This is a genomic window from Nocardioides sp. NPDC127503, assembly GCF_040302165.1.
In the GTDB taxonomy this organism is placed as follows: Bacteria; Actinomycetota; Actinomycetes; order Propionibacteriales; family Nocardioidaceae; genus Nocardioides.
In genome coordinates, this window is sequence record NZ_JBEORH010000003.1 from 235,162 (window position 1) to 251,207 (window position 16,046).

Annotated in this window: 15 protein-coding genes; 10 read left to right on the top strand and 5 right to left on the bottom strand. The window is 70.6% G+C overall.

Annotated features, from left to right (window positions below):
* Positions 1–70: 70 nt before the first annotated feature.
* Complete coding sequence (locus ABTW65_RS08210; RefSeq protein WP_350659505.1) at positions 71–841, top strand: enoyl-CoA hydratase/isomerase family protein; 771 nt, start codon at positions 71–73, stop codon at positions 839–841.
* 29 nt (positions 842–870) lie between these two features.
* On the opposite strand, the gene ABTW65_RS08215 is transcribed toward ABTW65_RS08210, so the two are convergent.
* Positions 871–1,455: a hypothetical protein gene (locus tag ABTW65_RS08215; protein WP_350659507.1), complete on the bottom strand. Its 585-nt coding sequence runs from the start codon at positions 1,453–1,455 to the stop codon at positions 871–873.
* A gap of 64 nt (positions 1,456–1,519) precedes the next feature.
* Between ABTW65_RS08215 and ABTW65_RS08220 the strand changes: the two genes are divergently transcribed.
* Positions 1,520–1,969: a MarR family winged helix-turn-helix transcriptional regulator gene (locus ABTW65_RS08220; RefSeq protein WP_350659508.1), complete on the top strand. Its 450-nt coding sequence runs from the start codon at positions 1,520–1,522 to the stop codon at positions 1,967–1,969.
* Between the two features lie 11 nt (positions 1,970–1,980).
* On the opposite strand, the gene ABTW65_RS08225 is transcribed toward ABTW65_RS08220, so the two are convergent.
* Positions 1,981–3,009, bottom strand: a complete 1,029-nt coding sequence (locus tag ABTW65_RS08225) for an Lrp/AsnC family transcriptional regulator (RefSeq protein WP_350659509.1) — start codon at positions 3,007–3,009, stop codon at positions 1,981–1,983.
* A 149-nt stretch (positions 3,010–3,158) separates the two neighbouring features.
* Here ABTW65_RS08225 and ABTW65_RS08230 point away from each other — a divergent pair, with 149 nt between their 5' ends.
* Positions 3,159–4,322 carry a dipeptidase gene (locus tag ABTW65_RS08230; RefSeq protein ID WP_350659511.1) on the top strand — a complete coding sequence of 388 codons (1,164 nt, stop codon included), beginning with the start codon at positions 3,159–3,161 and terminating at the stop codon, positions 4,320–4,322.
* A gap of 28 nt (positions 4,323–4,350) precedes the next feature.
* Here ABTW65_RS08230 and ABTW65_RS08235 read toward each other — a convergent pair whose 3' ends face one another.
* Positions 4,351–5,247 carry a MerR family transcriptional regulator gene (locus tag ABTW65_RS08235; protein WP_350659512.1) on the bottom strand — a complete coding sequence of 299 codons (897 nt, stop codon included), beginning with the start codon at positions 5,245–5,247 and terminating at the stop codon, positions 4,351–4,353.
* Between the two features lie 8 nt (positions 5,248–5,255).
* Positions 5,256–5,693, bottom strand: a complete 438-nt coding sequence (locus ABTW65_RS08240) for an SRPBCC family protein (RefSeq protein WP_350659513.1) — start codon at positions 5,691–5,693, stop codon at positions 5,256–5,258.
* Positions 5,694–5,796: 103 nt separating this feature from the next.
* Here ABTW65_RS08240 and ABTW65_RS08245 point away from each other — a divergent pair, with 103 nt between their 5' ends.
* The 7 genes from ABTW65_RS08245 to ABTW65_RS08275 all read left to right on the top strand — a co-directional run bounded on the left by ABTW65_RS08245 (position 5,797) and on the right by ABTW65_RS08275 (position 14,894).
* Positions 5,797–7,068 (top strand): NAD(P)/FAD-dependent oxidoreductase, encoded by a 1,272-nt coding sequence (locus ABTW65_RS08245; RefSeq protein WP_350659514.1) that lies wholly within the window; start codon positions 5,797–5,799, stop codon positions 7,066–7,068.
* Entirely contained in the window at positions 7,065–7,820 is a 756-nt protein-coding gene (locus tag ABTW65_RS08250) for a DUF1365 domain-containing protein (protein WP_350659516.1), read from the top strand. Before ABTW65_RS08245 ends, ABTW65_RS08250 begins: the two co-directional genes overlap by 4 nt.
* The gene (locus tag ABTW65_RS08255) at positions 7,817–9,085 is read left to right on the top strand and encodes a class I SAM-dependent methyltransferase (RefSeq protein ID WP_350659517.1); all 1,269 of its coding nucleotides are present in this window, start codon (positions 7,817–7,819) and stop codon (positions 9,083–9,085) included. The genes ABTW65_RS08250 and ABTW65_RS08255 overlap by 4 nt, the downstream gene beginning before the upstream one ends.
* Positions 9,082–10,431, top strand: a complete 1,350-nt coding sequence (locus ABTW65_RS08260; RefSeq protein ID WP_350659519.1) for a cryptochrome/photolyase family protein — start codon at positions 9,082–9,084, stop codon at positions 10,429–10,431. The genes ABTW65_RS08255 and ABTW65_RS08260 overlap by 4 nt, the downstream gene beginning before the upstream one ends.
* Positions 10,428–11,774, top strand: coding sequence for a TIGR01777 family oxidoreductase (locus ABTW65_RS08265; RefSeq protein ID WP_350659521.1), 1,347 nt, complete (start codon positions 10,428–10,430; stop codon positions 11,772–11,774). The genes ABTW65_RS08260 and ABTW65_RS08265 overlap by 4 nt, the downstream gene beginning before the upstream one ends.
* Positions 11,771–12,772: an SDR family NAD(P)-dependent oxidoreductase gene (locus ABTW65_RS08270; protein WP_350659522.1), complete on the top strand. Its 1,002-nt coding sequence runs from the start codon at positions 11,771–11,773 to the stop codon at positions 12,770–12,772. The genes ABTW65_RS08265 and ABTW65_RS08270 overlap by 4 nt, the downstream gene beginning before the upstream one ends.
* A 115-nt stretch (positions 12,773–12,887) precedes the next feature.
* Entirely contained in the window at positions 12,888–14,894 is a 2,007-nt protein-coding gene (locus ABTW65_RS08275) for an MMPL family transporter (RefSeq protein ID WP_350659524.1), read from the top strand.
* Here the strand turns inward: ABTW65_RS08275 and ABTW65_RS08280 are convergent.
* On the bottom strand, positions 14,878–15,918 hold the full coding sequence (locus ABTW65_RS08280) for an isopenicillin N synthase family dioxygenase (protein WP_350659525.1): 1,041 nt from the start codon (positions 15,916–15,918) through the stop codon (positions 14,878–14,880). The two genes, ABTW65_RS08275 and ABTW65_RS08280, sit on opposite strands and share 17 nt — an antisense overlap.
* Between the last annotated feature and the right edge of the window lie 128 nt (positions 15,919–16,046).

Genomic DNA, 16,046 nt, shown 5'->3' on the forward strand with positions numbered 1-16,046 from the left:
CAACGCAGGGGTCCTCTAGGTTGGTGACGCGTCGCGCGACGTACTCCTGCCCGAAGGGATCGGCGAAGCCATGAACATGAACGAACCAGGTGTGGATCTGAGCATCGACGGTGTGGTGGCGACGGTGCTGCTGGATCGTCCTGACGTACGCAACGCGCAGCATCCGGGGATGTGGGCGGCGATCGCGGAGTTCCTCGAGTCGCTTCCGGCTGAGGTGCGGGTCGTGGTGGTGCGTGGGTCAGGCGGCACGTTCTCCGCGGGGCTGGACCTGTCGCTGGTCGACCCGGGGCAGACCGAGGTGGCGGGGAGCCTGGTCGCGACGCTGGCGCGGAGCGATGAGGAGGTCATCGACCTGATCGGCGAGTATCAGCGGCCGTTCGTCGCGCTGGCCGACCCGAGGTTCATCTCGATCGCCGTCGTCGAGGGGTACGCGATCGGAGCTGGTTTCCAGATGGCGCTGGCGTGCGACTTGCGGATCATGGCGGACGACGCCTGGGTCTGCATGAAGGAGCCTGCCCTGGGGCTGGTTCCCGACCTGGCCGGCACCAAGCCGCTGGTCGAGGCCGTGGGCTACTCGCGAGCGCTCGAGATCTGTGCGACTGCGCGCAAGGTGGGCGCTGAGGAGGCCGGGCGGATCGGTCTCGCGCAGAGCGTCGTGTCGGCGGCCGAGCTGGACCCCACGCTCGCCGGCCTGATCGGGTCGCTCGTCGCCCACGATGCGACCGCGGTGCGGCGTACGCACGAGCTCTTGGCGGCTGTGTCGAGCCGGAGCCTCGACGAGCAGCGTCTCGCCGAGCGCACCGCCCAGGTGGACCGGCTCCGCGCCGTTCTCGGGCGCTGACCTGCGACGAGCGCTGGCGACACGGCGGCCTACGACACCGGCTGTCCCTGGTCGATGAAGTCGATGCCGAGGGCCAGCTGGCGCAGCCGGGTGCCGAACCAGGCGGCTGCCAGGCAGATGACGAGGTACATCGAGACCGCCTGGGTCGCGTAGTTGGGGTAGTGGAGCACCCAGATCACCTGGTCGTCGGGGGAGGCCGGGTCGGCCCAGATGTAGGGCATCATCCAGGCGATGAAGCCGCCGGTCAGCTGAGACGCGATGAAGATCAGCAGCGCCTCGCCGGCGCGGCCCCACCACTGGCGGGGCAGCTCGCGACGGAGCGCGGGACCGACCTTGCGGACGAGCCCCGGCCGCCATCCAGGACCGGGCGCGACCCGGGCCGAGAGCCGTGGTGCCACCGCGATCAGCAGGAACGACAGCACCATGAACGCGGTGATGCCGAACGAGGTGATCCCGGGAACCAAGGCGACACGGCTCCGCATGAGGCCCGGGGTCAGCAGCAATGCCGCGAGCGGGGCTCCCACGAGCAGGGCCGCGACGTAGCACCGGAGCAGAGCGCCGGCGAAGGTGGGGGAATCAGTGGTCGTCCGGGGTGGCGAGAGCTCGATCTCCATGGCTGGAGACTAACCTGTTATTTCACTAAGGTGAAACAAATTTCGGGAAGAGGTGAGGGGGCCCATGTCCGAGGACGGGAACCGGCTCGGCTCCGAGCTGAGCCTCCATGTGGTGATGTTCCACGAGGCCATCGCCCACCGGCTGGGCGTCAGCAACAGCGAGCACAAGATGCTCGATCTAGTCGCCCGCCACCCCGACGGCATCACCCCCGGGGAGCTCTCGGCCGCCACCGGCCTGAGCAACGCCGCCGTCACCAAGATCGTCGACAAGCTGGTCGCCGTCGACTACGTACGCCGCGAGCGCAGCTCCCGTGATCGCCGGTCGTTCAGGATCCACACCACGCCGCGCTTCCAGCAGACCTCACGTCCGACAGCGGCCGGGCTCGCTCGGCGGATCGAGGCGATGAACCAGGGCTTCGATCAGCAGGAGCTGGCCGCCATCGCACGCTGGGTCACCGGTGTGATCGAGGCGCTGAAGGTCGAGACCGAGCGACTGGAGTCCGGGGACGCCTGACAGGGCGTCAGTCACATGGGGGCGCTGGGTGGGTAGGAGACCAGCGGCCCGGTGGCGCGGCCGAGCTCGTCGAGCTTCCAGCCGAGGCGTTTGATCTGGCGCAGGATGATCGCGGACTCGACCACCTTGAGAGCGAGATCGCGCTGGAGGTGCTCGTGGAGGAGCATCGCGCTCTCGACCGAGCGCGCCCAGGTGCCGATCAGCAGGTTCGTCGGTCCGGGCAGGCCGACGACCTGGCGTACGCCTGGGGTGGTCCGCAGGCGGTTCACGCACTCATTGACCTCGCCGACCGGCACCTGACACCAGGTCTGCACGACGATCGGCAGAGGGGTCAGGCCCTGGGCGACCTCGCAGCGGAAGGTGAGAGCGTCAGAGGCGAGGAGCTGGCCGAGCTGGCGGCGGGACGTCGACAGCGGCCGGCCGGTCTGGCGGGCGATGTCGGCAGCGCTGCTGCGGCCGTTCCGGATCAGAGCCTGGGTGATGCCGGCGTACGGCTCCGCCCAGGGGTTGACCGGGGCGGACGGGGCGCCTCCGGCGCCACCGTGGTCGGGGATGCGAGCGACGGCCTGGGCGCGCTCGTGGTCGAGCCCGCCGACACGCCAGCTGCTCGCGTCGAGGTGGAGCCGGGCGACGTGGTGGGCGCGTACGCCGAGAACGCCCGGCAGCGCGGACAGGTCGTCGAGAAGCAGCTTGGGCATGTCCCCGGGCCCGAGACCGACGGCGGTCACGATCAGGCCGTAGTCACGGGCAGCCTCCTCGATGGTGATGATCATCGGCCACCCGGCCAGCTCCTGGGCGAGCGTGCTCGCGCGCCCGCTGACACAGGAGATCTCGGCGATGGCGAGGCTGGTCCCGTAGTGCCCTCGGACCCGCGGATGGCCGATGACCCAGGCGCTGCCGTCGGCCCGCAGTCGCTCCCAGCGGCGGCTCAGCGTCGTCGGCGAGGTGCCGAGCGCGGCCGCGAGGTCCGTCCAGGATGCGCGTGGCCTGATCTGGAGTGCGTGGATGAGCGAAAAGTCGTCCTCATCCAGTGTCGCCATGGTCACATCCTGTCGGATCACCCCGCCGGACGAGCGATTCGGTCCAATTCGCCGGCCGTCGAGGTACGCGCCGCGATACTCGTCCCCGCCCGTGCGCTCGGCCCGTTCCGAGCCTGCCCCGAGAGGACCCCGAAAACATGATCCGCTGGATGAAGCCGTTGCTTCTGGCCGTACTCGCCATACTCGTCATCTGCGGCGCCGGCTTCTTCGCCTTGGCGCCCGGGATCGTGGAGAACGGCCAGAACAAGATCCGTCCGGCCAGCCTGCCGGAGGTCACGGCCGAGACGCGACGGCTCCACGACTCCCTGCAGGTCATCGACATGCACAGCGACACCCTGATGTGGGACCGCGACGTTCTGGAGCACTCCGACCGGGGTCACATGGACCTGCATCGCATGGAGGACGGCAACGTCGCGCTCCAGGTGTTCTCGTCGGTGTCGAAGTCGCCCAAGGGGCAGAACTACGACAGCAACACCGGCGACAGCGACAACATCACCCTGCTGACCTTCGCCCAGCTCCAGCCTCCCCGCACCTGGACGTCGCTGCTCGACCGCTCGCTCTTCCATGCCGAGAAGCTCGACAAGGCGGCGGCGGACTCCGACGGCAAGCTGCGGCTGATCCGCACCCGCGCCGACCTGGACGCCCTCATCGCCGACCGTGAGGCCGGAAAGCAGGTCACCGGTGCGCTCTTCTCGGTCGAGGGCCTCCAGAACCTCGAGGGGGACTTCGACAACCTGGACACGCTCTACGACGCCGGCATGCGGATGGCCGGGTTCACCCACTTCTTCGACAACGAGGTGGCCGGCTCCATGCACGGGGTCGAGAAGGGCGGTCTCACCGATCTCGGGCGCCGCGTCTTCGCCGAGATGGAGCGTCGCGGCATCATCGTCGACGTCGCGCACGCCAGCCACACCGCAGTCGCCGAGATGCTCGACATGGCGACCAAGCCGGTGGTGCTCAGCCATGGCGGCGTACAGGCGACCTGCGACGTCAACCGGAACCTGACCGACGAGGAGGTACGCGGGGTCGCCGCGACCGGGGGTGTCGTCGGCGTCGGCTACTGGGACGCCGCGGTGTGCGACCTGACTGTCAAGGCCGTCGTCGACGCCATCGACCACGTCGTCGAGGTCGGCGGCATCGAGACCGCGGCGCTCGGCAGCGACTACGACGGCGCCACCACCGTCGGCTGGGACGCCAGCGACCTCGCCGCGATCACCCAGGAGCTCGTCGATCGGGGTTACGACGAGACCGAGGTCGCCGCGATCATGGGAGGCAACACGCTGCGCGTGCTCCGTGCCACCTTGCCCGAGTAGCCCGGCCAGGTTCGTCTGCGCGAGCTGGTCAGCGCTGCTGCTGCGAGATGGTGGCCGCCAGGGTCTTCGCGCCGGCAGCGATGTCGTGGCCCAGGCGGATCGCGGGTTCGGGGGCGTGGCTCTGCTGGGCTCCGCCGACGGCGACGATCAGCTCGGGGCGGTGGTCGTGCAGGGCGGTGATCACCGCGGCGGTGGCGATGATGTCGGCGGTGGTCGGGATCACCAGCACCGCGGCGGCGAGAGCGGGATCGTCGACGACGCCTAGCCAGTCGTCGATCGGCAGGTCGGCACCCAGGTAGTCGGTGTCCATGCCGTGTCGCCGGGCGGCGACGGCGAAGGCGAAGAGACCGATCTCGTGGCGGGTGTTGGGTGCGGTCCCGAGGGCGATGCGGGGGCCGTGGCCATGGGCGGCCGCCGCCTCGTAGGCGAGGGCGAGGCGCCGCATCACCGCGTTCGAGGCCAGGTGCTCGCCGGCGATGCTGACCCGGCCGTCGGCCCAGGCGTCTCCGAGCTCCTCCAGGGCGGGGAAGACGTGCTCGGCCATCACCGTCTCGAAGCCGCCGAGGGCGAACACCTGGTCCAGGGTCGCCGCCAGGGCGGTGGTGTCGAGTGCCGACGCGGCGGTCGTCAGCCGCTCCGCGAGGTCGGCGGAGGGGCCGGCCCCGTCGCCCCGTGCCTCCGCGGTGACCTCGTGAGCGGGCTGCGCACGATCGAGCCGGATCGCCTCGGCCGCAGCCAGGCCGGCCGACCATCCCTGGTCCACGAGCTGCTTCATCGAGCGCAGCACGGCGACGTCGTGGTCGCCGTACAGGCGGTAGCCGCTCTCGGACCGGTGGGGAGCGATGACGCCGTATCGGCGCTCCCAGGCACGAAGCGTCGCGGTGGTGATGCCGACCCGCTGTGCCGCGTGCTTGATGGTGTACATCTGCGTGGCTACCGGGCCAGTCGGTCCAGGGTCGCGCGCATCTGCTCGGAGGCGGAGTCACCCAACCGGGTGAATGCGGGGGTCAGCAGTGGGGCCACCATCCTGGCCATGCCTTTCAGCTCGAACTCGGCCACGTAACGTACAGAGGTTCCGCCCGTGGCTGTCGGTACGAAGGTCATCGTGTCATGGGCCACGACCGTCTTGTTCTCGCCTCGCAGCCTGACCCGCTTGCCGGGCTCGTAGATCTCGACCACGTAGGTGAGATCGGTGTTGCGCCCGAGGAAGCGAGAGGTGTTCGCGTACGCCGTCCCGACCCCGCCGTTCCCGGAGATGCGGTCGGTGCGCACGGTGCCCGGATCCCACTCCTCGGTGTTGGTGAAGTCGGCCAGGAAGTCGAACACCTCGGAGGTCGGTGCGGAGGTCTCCACGGTTCGATCGATCTTCATCATCGTGCCCCTTTCAAACCTTTGACATACCTTGTACAAACATTGTACGTTCGATCTCCGAAAGTAGCCAGCGACCATGCCGTTGCCTGACGAGGGAGTTCCCATGAGCCGAGCGGCCAACACCCCGCGGCCGACGGTTGCCGTGATCGGTGGCGGAGTCTCCGGGCTGACCGCTGCATACCTCCTCGGCCGCAGCCACGACGTCACGCTCTTCGAGGCCGAGGGGAGGCTCGGTGGCCACGCGCACACCCACGAGGTCCAGGCCGCGTCGGGAGCCGTCCTGCGCGTGGACAGCGGCTTCATCGTGATGAACGAGCGCACGTACCCGAACCTGCTCCGCCTCTTCGCAGAGCTCGGCGTCGAGACCCGGCCGACCGAGATGAGCATGAGCATCGTCTGCGACGACTGCGGCCTGTCGTACGCCGGCGGCAAGGGCCTGAGCGGCATCCTCGCCGATCCGGGTCGTCTCGGTGACCCGCGCTTCCTCCGCATGCTGGCGCAGGTGCCGCGGTTCCACCGTCGCGCCCGCCGTCTGCTCGAGACCGACAGCGATCTGACGTGGGGGCAGTTCCTCGACGAGGGCGGCTTCAGCGACTACTTCGTCCAGCACTTCGCCGTGCCCCTGGTCTCCTGCGTCTGGTCGTGCGGTGACGAGGACGCGGCCGCCTACCCGGCTCGGCACCTCTTCGCCTTCCTCGACCACCACGGGATGCTCCAGGTCACCGGGTCGCCCACGTGGCGCACGGTCGTGGGCGGCTCCCGTGCCTATGTGGACAGGATCGCGGAGCGGGTGGGCGAGGTCCGTGTCGGCGAACCGGTGACCGCCGTGGAGCGGTACGCCGACGGGGTCGAGGTGCGCACCGAGGCTGGGTCCAGGCACTTCGACCGCGTGGTCCTGGCGACCCATGCCGACCAGGCTCTGAGGCTCCTGGCTGATGCGACCCCGGAGGAGAAGGCGGACCTGGCCGCGATCGGATACTCGCGCAACGAGACCTGGTTGCACCGCGACGCCGCATTGCTGCCAGCCTCGCCCCGTGCCCGGGCGTCGTGGAACTATCGCCTCGCCTCGTGCGGAGGTGGCGCCGACAAGGTGGTCGTCAGCTACTGGATGAACCGGCTGCAGGGTCTCGACGACCGCGACGAGCACGTGGTGACGCTCAACGCCACCGAGCACGTCGACCCCGCCAAGGTCACCGCACGGATGAGCTATGAGCACCCGGTCTTCACCACCGAGGCGGTCGCGGCAGCGGCCCGGCTGCGTACGGCCGGCGGACCTCGCCTGGCCTTCGCCGGCGCCCACCTCGGCTGGGGCTTCCACGAGGACGGCTGCCGCTCCGGCGTCGAGGCGGCAGAGTCGTTCGGGGTGACGTGGTGATCCCGTCACCGCTCTTTCCCGAGGTGCCCGCGCTGGTCGTGGGCCACGTCAGCCACACCCGTGAGAGGCCGTTGCGGCACGCGTTCCGCCACCGCAGCTACCAGTGGCTGATCGACGTCGACGAGCTGCCCCTTCTCCCGCTCTGGCTGCGTCCCCTGGCCGGGTTCCGGGCCGAAGACCATCTCGACGGGGGCTCGTCGAGGGCCGGCGTCCGTGGCGATCTCGGCGTGTTCCTGGCAGGCCACGGTGTCGACCTCGCATCGACCGATCGAGTGCTGATGCTGGCGAACGCCCGGGTCCTGGGCCACGTCTTCGACCCCCTCACCGTCTTCTGGGTGCAGTCGGACGACGGTGTGCTGCGCGCGGTCGTCTTCGAGGTGCACAACACCTACGGCGGCCGCCACGCCTACCTGCTCGACATCGATCGCAGTGGGCGCGCCCGCACTGACAAGGCCTTCTACGTCTCGCCGTTCAACGACATGGCCGGGACCTATGACATCCGGCTCCAGGTCGACCCGGGACAGGTCTCCGTGACAGTCGGCCTCGACCGCGACGGCGCTCGCGTGCTGACGGCGACCACCTGCGGGATCCCGGAGCCGGCGACGCGTCGTGCGCTGCTGCGGGTCAGCCTCACCCACCTGCTGATGCCCCACCGGGTCAGCGCGCTCATCCGGTTCCACGGGATCCGGCTGTGGCTGCGCCGGTTGCCCCTCACCCCTCGTCCAGCCAGCCCGAAAGAGGTCACATCATGAGTGCAGAGCCGGTGTCGCTCGAGCTGCCGGTGCAGAGGGTGCCCGCGGCCGCCGCGGGCCTGCGAGCCGGGGTCGCCAAGCAGATTCTGCGCCTGGTGACCCGGCATGTCCCGGTGGACGTCGTGCTCCCGGACGGCGCTCTTCTCAACCGCCGAGGCGGCTCGCGTACGGAGGGGCGGCCGGGCATCGTCCTGCAGCGCCCGGAGTCGCTCTTCGGCCGGCTCGCGGAGAACCCGAAGATCGGCCTCGGTGAGGCGTACACGGCCGGGGACTGGCACGCGGCCGAGGGCACCGACCTCGCGGACGCGCTGGCGCCGTATGCCGCACGCCTCTCCGGGCTGGTGCCGGGCTGGATGCTGCGGCTGAGCCGCCTGGTCGACCTGCCGATCCCCGCCGACCAGCGTGGCGCGGTGGAGCACACCCAGGAGAACATCTCCGCCCACTACGACCTGGGCAACGACATGTTCGCCGCGTTCCTCGACCCCAGCCTCAGCTACAGCTCGGCGCTGTTCGACCGCAGTCGTCCGGTGGCCGAGCAGGACCTGCAGGAGGCACAGCTGCGCAAGGTCAACGCGGCGCTCGACCTGGCGGGCGTCGGTGCCGGTGACGACGTGCTGGAGATCGGTACGGGGTGGGGGACCCTTGCGATCGAGGCAGCACGCCGCGGCGCCCGGGTCACCACCATCACGCTGTCGGTCGAGCAGGCGGCGCTGGCCAGGGAGCGGATCGAGGACGCGGGATACACCGACAGGGTCGAGGTCCTGGTGCAGGACTACCGACACGTCGCAGGAACCTTCGACGCCGTGGTCAGCATCGAGATGATCGAGGCGGTCGGCGAGCGCTACTGGCCCGACTACTTCGCGGCCCTGTCCCGCCTGGTCCGTCCCGGCGGTGCCATCGCCCTGCAGGCGATCCTGATGCCGCACCAGCGCTACCTGACGACCCGGAACTCCTACGGCTGGATCCAGAAGCACATCTTCCCGGGCGGGCTGATCCCGTCCACCACGGTCATCTCCGAGCAGGCCGGACAGGTCGGCCTGGCTGTGACCCGCACCGACAGGTTCGGCGCCGACTACGCCGAGACGCTCCGCCGCTGGCGCTCCGCCTTCCTGGCCGCGTGGCCGGCGATCCGGTCCGAGGCTTTCGGTGACGAGTTCCGGCGCACCTGGGAGTTCTACCTTGCCTACTGCGAGGCGGGTTTCCGGACCGGGGCCATCGACGTCGCCCAGATCCGCCTGGAGGCCGAGGGAGGGGACCGCCCATGACGACGTCGCTGATGTGGTTCCGGCGGGATCTCCGGCTGGGAGACCATCCCGCTCTGCAGGCCGCGGCCGCCGATGGACACGTGGTGCCGCTCTTCGTGCTCGACCCGCGCCTGTCCGGCACCGGGCTGCGGTGGGAGCGACTGCTGGCCTCGCTCGCCGCTCTGCGCGAGGAGACGGGTGGGGCACTGGTGATCCGTCAGGGCGACCCGGTCGACGTGGTGGCCCAGGTCGCAGCCGAGGCCGGAGCGAGCCAGGTGCACGTATCGACCGAGACGACCCCTTTCGGCCGGCGACGCGACGCGAGGGTGGAGCAGCGTCTGGCGGCCGACGACATCAGGCTGATCGGCACCGGCAGCCCGTACGCCGTGACACCGGGCAGGGTCCGGAACGCGACCGGGGCGCCCTACCGCGTCTTCACACCCTTCCTGCGGGCATGGCGCGAGCACGGATGGCGGGCGCCCGCCGGTGATCCTCGGGTCGAGTGGATGGACAAGCTCGAGTCGGACCCGCTGCCCGCCCCTTCCGAGCATCTCGACCTGGAGGCCGGCGAGCGGGCGGCGCTCGACCGCTGGGAGGACTTCTGCGCCGAGGACCTGGCCGGCTACGCCTCGGCCCGGGACCGGCCCGACCTCGACCGGACCAGCCGCCTCTCGACGGCGTTGAAGTATGGCGAGATCCACCCGCGTACGCTCCTCGCCGATCTGGGCGGGCACGGCACCGGTGCCTCTGGAGAGGACGTCGAGCGCTTCGTCGCCGAGCTCGCCTGGCGCGAGTTCTACGCCGACGTGCTCTGGCACGACCCCCGGTCGGCCTGGCGCGACCTGCGGGGAGGGCTGCGAGGGATGCAGTACGACGAGGACCCCGAGCTGCTGGAGGCCTGGAAGTCGGGAACCACCGGCTTCCCGTTCGTCGATGCCGGCATGCGTCAGCTGCTCGCGGAGGGCTGGATGCACAACCGGGTGCGGATGGTCGTGGCGAGCTTCCTGATCAAGGACCTGCACATCTGGTGGCCGGTCGGCGCCCGGCACTTCCTCGACCATCTCCTCGACGGCGACATGGCCTCCAACAGCCACGGCTGGCAGTGGGTGGCCGGGACCGGCACCGACGCCGCGCCCTACTTCCGAGTCTTCAACCCGATCACCCAGGGGCTTCGGTTCGACCCGCAGGGTGACTACGTCCGGCGCTGGGTACCTGAGCTTCGCCACCTTCCGGGGGCGGCGGCCCACGAGCCGTGGCGCCACCCCGAGGGCTTTACCAACGGCTACCCTGAACGCGTCGTCGACCACGCCGAGGAGCGTCGCGAGGCGCTGGCCCGGCTGACAGAGCTGAAGGACTCGACCTTATGACTTTGTTGCGTACGACGACCCACGAGTTCCGGCACACCGTGCCGGACGCGGCCGACGTCGTCTTCGACTGGCACGGCCGACCCGGCGCGTTCCAGCGGTTGGTGCCCCCGTGGCAGCCGGTCCGGATCGCCGAGGAGGCCCGCGACCTCGCCGACGGGACGGCGGTGCTCGAATTTCCGGCCGGCCGGCGCTGGGTGGCCCAGCACCTTCCCAAGGAGTACGTCCCCGGCCACCGCTTCGCCGACCGCCTGGTCTCGCGTCCGTTCCTGGTGCCGGTGTCGTGGCACCACCGGCACGACTTCGAGAGCACCGGGGACGGCACCACCGTGGTCGACAGGGTCACGACGACGCTGCCGAGGCGGCTGCTCGAGCCGATGTTCGCCTACCGGCAGCGCCAGCTCGCCGACGACCTGGCGGCTCACCGCTCGTCGGCCGGCACCCCTCGGCTCACCGTGGCGCTCACCGGAGCATCCGGCCTGGTGGGGAGCGCGGTCTCGGCCTTCCTCACCACCGGCGGACACACCGTGGTCCGGCTCGTGCGCCACCGGCCGACCGAACCCGACGAGCGTGCCTGGAACCCGGACGACCCCGACCCCGCCTCGTTGACCGGAGTCGACGCCGTCGTCCACCTGGCCGGGCACAGCATCGCCGGCCGTTTCACGGACAGGCACAAGGAGCTGATCCGCGACTCACGCATCGGGCCCACCCGCCTGCTGGCCCAGGCCAGTGCTAAGGCAGGGGTAGGAGTCTTCGTCTGCGCGTCGGCGATCGGGATCTACGGAGCCGACCGCGGCGAGGAGGTCCTCACCGAGGACTCCACACCCGGCGACGACTTCCTCGCCCATGTCGTCCGCGACTGGGAGGAGGCGGCACTGACGTCGGCGGATGCCGGGATGCGGGTCGTACTCGTGCGCACCGGGATCGTGCAGAGCCCGCGAGGGGGAGCTCTGCGCCTGCAGCGGCCGCTGTTCGCCACCGGCCTCGGCGGCCCGATGGGGTCGGGGGAGCAGTGGCAGTCGTCGATCGCGATCGACGACCTCGTCGACATCTACCACCGAGCGCTGGTGGACGAGGGCCTCTCGGGCCCGGTGAACGCCGTCGCTCCAGAGCCTCTGCGGCAGCGTGCCTACGCCGCCGCCCTGGGCCGAGCGTTGCACCGCCCGGCGATCCTGCCGACGCCGTCGTTCGGTCCCCGTCTGCTCCTGGGGAATGAAGGAGCGCAGGAGGTGGCCTTCGCCAACCAGCGGGTCATCCCGCAGCGCCTCCTCGGGATCGACCACCGCTTCCGGTTCGTCGAGGCCGAGCAGGCGCTGCGACATGTCCTCGGAGGCGTACGCACATGAGGCACGCCGCAGAGTCTGACCAGGGTCTCGACCGTGTGCTCGACCGCACCGTCGTGCTGGGCTACTCCCGCCTCGGCTACGCGATCCGTCGCCGTCGCTGGGCCGCCGGCGACCCGCGTCCGGGCGTGCTGGCAGGACGGACCGCCGTGGTCACCGGCGGCGGCAGCGGTCTCGGCGAGGCCACCGTGCTGGGCCTGGCCCGGCTCGGCGCCCGCGTCCACCTCCTCGTACGCTCGCCCGAACGCGCCGCGCCCGCGGTCGCGCGGATCGAGCGGCTGCTGCGCGACGAGGGGCTCGTCGCGGAGCTTCGGACGGAGCGCTGCGACGTCTCCGATCCGGCCATGATCGACGCGTTCGCCGCAGACTTCTGCGCGCGTAGCGGCGGCAGCACCGCTCTCGACGTGCTCGTGCACAACGCGGGGGTCATGCCGCCCGAGCGGACCGAGTCGGTCGAGGGCCACGAGCTGTCCGTCGCCACCCATGTGCTCGGGCCGATCCGGCTGACCGAGCGGCTGCTGCCGGCCCTGCGCCGCTCGGAGGACGGCGCCAGGGTCGTCTTCGTCGCCTCGGGCGGGATGTACACGCAGCCCCTGCCTGTGGACGACCCGGAGTTCGCAGAAGGCACCTACCAGGGCGCCGTCGCCTACGCGCGGTCCAAGCGCATGCAGGTGGAGCTGGCACCGATCCTCGACCGGCGCTGGTCGCCGGACCGGATCTCCACCTTCGTCATGCACCCCGGCTGGGCGGACACACCTGGCCTCGCTCGATCGCTCCCCGCCTTCCGTACGCTGACCCGACCGTTCCTGCGCCCGGCCGAGGAGGGCGCGGACACGGCAGTGTGGCTCGCGGCCACCGAGCCCGCCCCGCCGTCCGGCACCTTCTGGCACGACCGCCGGCAGCGTCCGACGAGCTACCGGTCCGCGACCCGTCCCGGTCGCGGAGAGGCCGAGGCGCTGTGGAGATGGGCGGCGGCTGCCGCCGGCCTGGACAGGTCCTAGCTCCGATGTCACCCGAAGCACCCACCACCTCTACCCGAAAGGCCCGGCCATGCGCTCCGCGCTAGCAGCTCTCGCACAAGTCACCACGAGAAAGGCCACGGCATGGCTGGTCCTGGTGATCACGGTCCTCCTGGCCGGTGCGGTGATGTTCGTCGGATCTTCCTTGGAGTCCGCCAGCTCGGCGCCTGACCCGCTGCCGGCGGACGCCGAGTCGGCCCGGGTCGCGGAGCTGCAGCAGAGCTTTCCGGGTGGGGACGTGCTGCCCGCGGTCGCGGTGGTCGAGCGTGCCGGTGGGCTCACCGCGGACGACCGGGCGTGGGTCGCCGAGGTGTCGCAGCGTTGGGCAGAGATCTCCGGGAACGAGGTCTCGCCGCCGATCCCGGCGACCGACGGCGATGCCCTGATCGTCGCCATCGACGTCGATGCCGATGTGACCGGATTCGATCTCACCGAGCTCGTCGGCGACCTGCGGGAGACGGTCGACGAGGACCGGCCCGACGGCCTCACGGTCCAGCTCACCGGCGGCGCCGCCTTCGCCGCCGACATCTCCTCGGCGTTCGAAGGTGCCGACGTGCGGCTGCTTCTCGTCACCGCCGCGGTCGTCGCCATCCTGCTGATCCTGACGTACCGCTCTCCGGTGCTGTGGCTCGTGCCCCTGATCGTGATCGCGGTCGCCGATCGCACCGCCTCGGTGGTGACCCAGATCGTCGCGGACTGGACGGGCAACGGGCTCGACGGCTCGACGTCGGGGATCACCAGCGTGCTGGTCTTCGGGGCCGGCACCAACTACGCGCTCCTGCTGGTCTCGCGCTACCGCGAGGAGCTCCGCCGGCACGCAAACCATCGCGACGCCCTCGCCGCCGCCGTACGCGGTTCCGCCGAGGCGATCGTGGCCAGCAACCTCACGGTCGTGCTCGCGCTGTTGGCCCTGCTGTTCAGCGTCGCGCCCAACACCCGGTCCCTGGGGGTCTCGGCTGCCATCGGCCTGCTGGTGGCGCTGCTCTTCGCTCTCTTCGCCCTGCCCGCAGCGCTGTCGCTGTTCGGTCGTGGCCTCTTCTGGCCGTTCGTACCGCGCAACGGCGAGGACGAGAAGTCTCGCGACGGCGTCTGGTTCCGGATCGCCCGCACCGTGGTGAGCCGCCCGGCAGCGGTGCTGGCCGTCGCCGCGGTGATCCTCGGCGTACTCGCCTCCGGGCTTCTGGGCGTCAAGGTCGGGCTCTCGCAGACCGACCAGTTCCGAGTCGACGCCGAGTCCGTCGACGGTCTGGACACCCTCTCGAAGCACTTCCCGCCCGGTGCCTCCGATCCGGTGACGATCGTGGTCAAGGCCGACGAGGCCGACGCGGTTCTCGCGCAGGTCAACCAGCTGGACGGCGTCGACAGCGCGCGCCCCTCGGGCGAGAGCGGCGACCTGGTGAAGATCACCGCGACGCTCGAGGACGCGCCGGCGACCTCCGAGAGCATCGAGACCATCGAGACCATGCGCAGCGAGCTGGCCGGCACCAGCGCTCTGGTCGGCGGCAGCGTGGCCAAGGACCTGGACAGCCGCAACGGCGCCGAGCGAGATCTCAAGGTCGTCGTGCCCTTGATCCTGCTGGTGGTGCTGCTGGTGCTCTTCGCGGTGCTGCGGTCGATCGTGACACCGCTGGTGCTCGTCACCATCAGCGTGATCGCCACCTTCGCCGCCCTCGGCCTGGGCGCCTGGATGAGCACCCACGTCTTCGGGTTCCCCGCGCTCGACGTCAGCACACCGATCTACGCCTTCCTGTTCCTGGTGGCGCTCGGCGTCGACTACACGGTGTTCCTCGTCCTGCGGGCGCGGGAGGAGACCGCCGAGCACGACACCGTCGACGCAATGGTGATGGCGGTCGGGCTGACCGGTGGCGTCATCACCAGTGCTGGCATCGTGCTGGCCTCGGTCTTCGCGGTGCTCGGTGTGCTGCCCCTGATCACGCTGACCCAGGTGGGCCTGATCGTGGGCCTGGGCATCCTGCTGGACACCTTCCTCGTCCGCACCGTGGTCGTGCCGGCGGTCTTCGCGCTGGTCGGCGACAGGATCTGGTGGCCCGCCGCGATCGCCCGCCGGCACACCGAGGAGGCGCCGGTCAGTAGCCCGCGGTGAGCACGCGGGCCGCCTCCCGGCCGGCGGTGGCGTTGAGGACCCCGGCACGGGAGCCCGCGAGCTTGGCGGCGATGTGCTCGTCGACGGAGACGTCACGGTAGAGGCGGGGGTGCTCGTCGTCGACGAACCGCGGCAGCGGGCCGATCATCGCCTCGGCGTCGCCGTCGAAGAAGTACGCAGCCGACCGGCGTCGCTGGATGGTGCCATCGACGATCGGGGGCTTGACCCGGTGCAGGGTCGAGAGCCACTGCTCGTTGGTCAGCCGGGTGGTGAGGTCGCCCAGGTTGATCAGGAGCGCCCCCTCGGCCGGGCTGACGTCGTGCCACTCGCCGCCGTGCAGGACCTGGAGGCCCTTGACCCGGTCGGCCCACAGGATCGTGACGATGCCGTAGTCGGTGTGCTCGCCCATCCCGATCATGTCCTCATCGACCTCGACCCGGGTGCCCTCGGGAAGGGCGTAGTTGTTCATCCGCAGGACCTCGATCGGGTGGGCCGCGAGGCTCGCGATCGCGCCGCGCTCCAGGTCGAGTGCGTCCTCGAAGATCGTGACCATGGTGCGCGCGACGCGGGCGGCCTCGGTGCGCCAGGCGTCGATGCGCGCCCGGAAGTCCGGCACCTCGGGCCAGGTGTTCTCCGCGTAGTGCGCCGCGACGAGATCGACCTCGGGGTGGTCGGAGACCGACGAGCCGACGTTGAAGGCCTCGAAGAAGTCCTTCATCCGCGTCTCGGACTGCACACCGGCGCTGAGCGCGAGCGTCTCCGACTTGGGCGGGGTGTAGCCACGGTTCTCGGCGGCCGGGCGGCGCCACCGGGCCTTCTCCGCCGGCGGCAGGGCGAAGAAGTCGTCCATGGCCGCGGCCAGACCATCGGCCGCGGACGGAGCCACGCCGTGGCCGAGGATCTGGATGAAGCCGACCTCACGGCAGGCGGTGTCGATGGCGGCCGCGACGGCCGCCTTCTCCTGGGGCGTTCCGCCCTGGACGTACGCAGCGATGTCGACGGCGGGGACGTGGAACGTGCTCACGCGACCGCCCCCGTAGCGCAAGCGCCAGAATACGGACACGGTCGCGTGATGTTTTGACGGTTCGCTCGCTGACGCTCGCTCACGGGTGCTCTCCTTGCTCGGAGCAGACGGGTGGTCGTGCCCGGAGG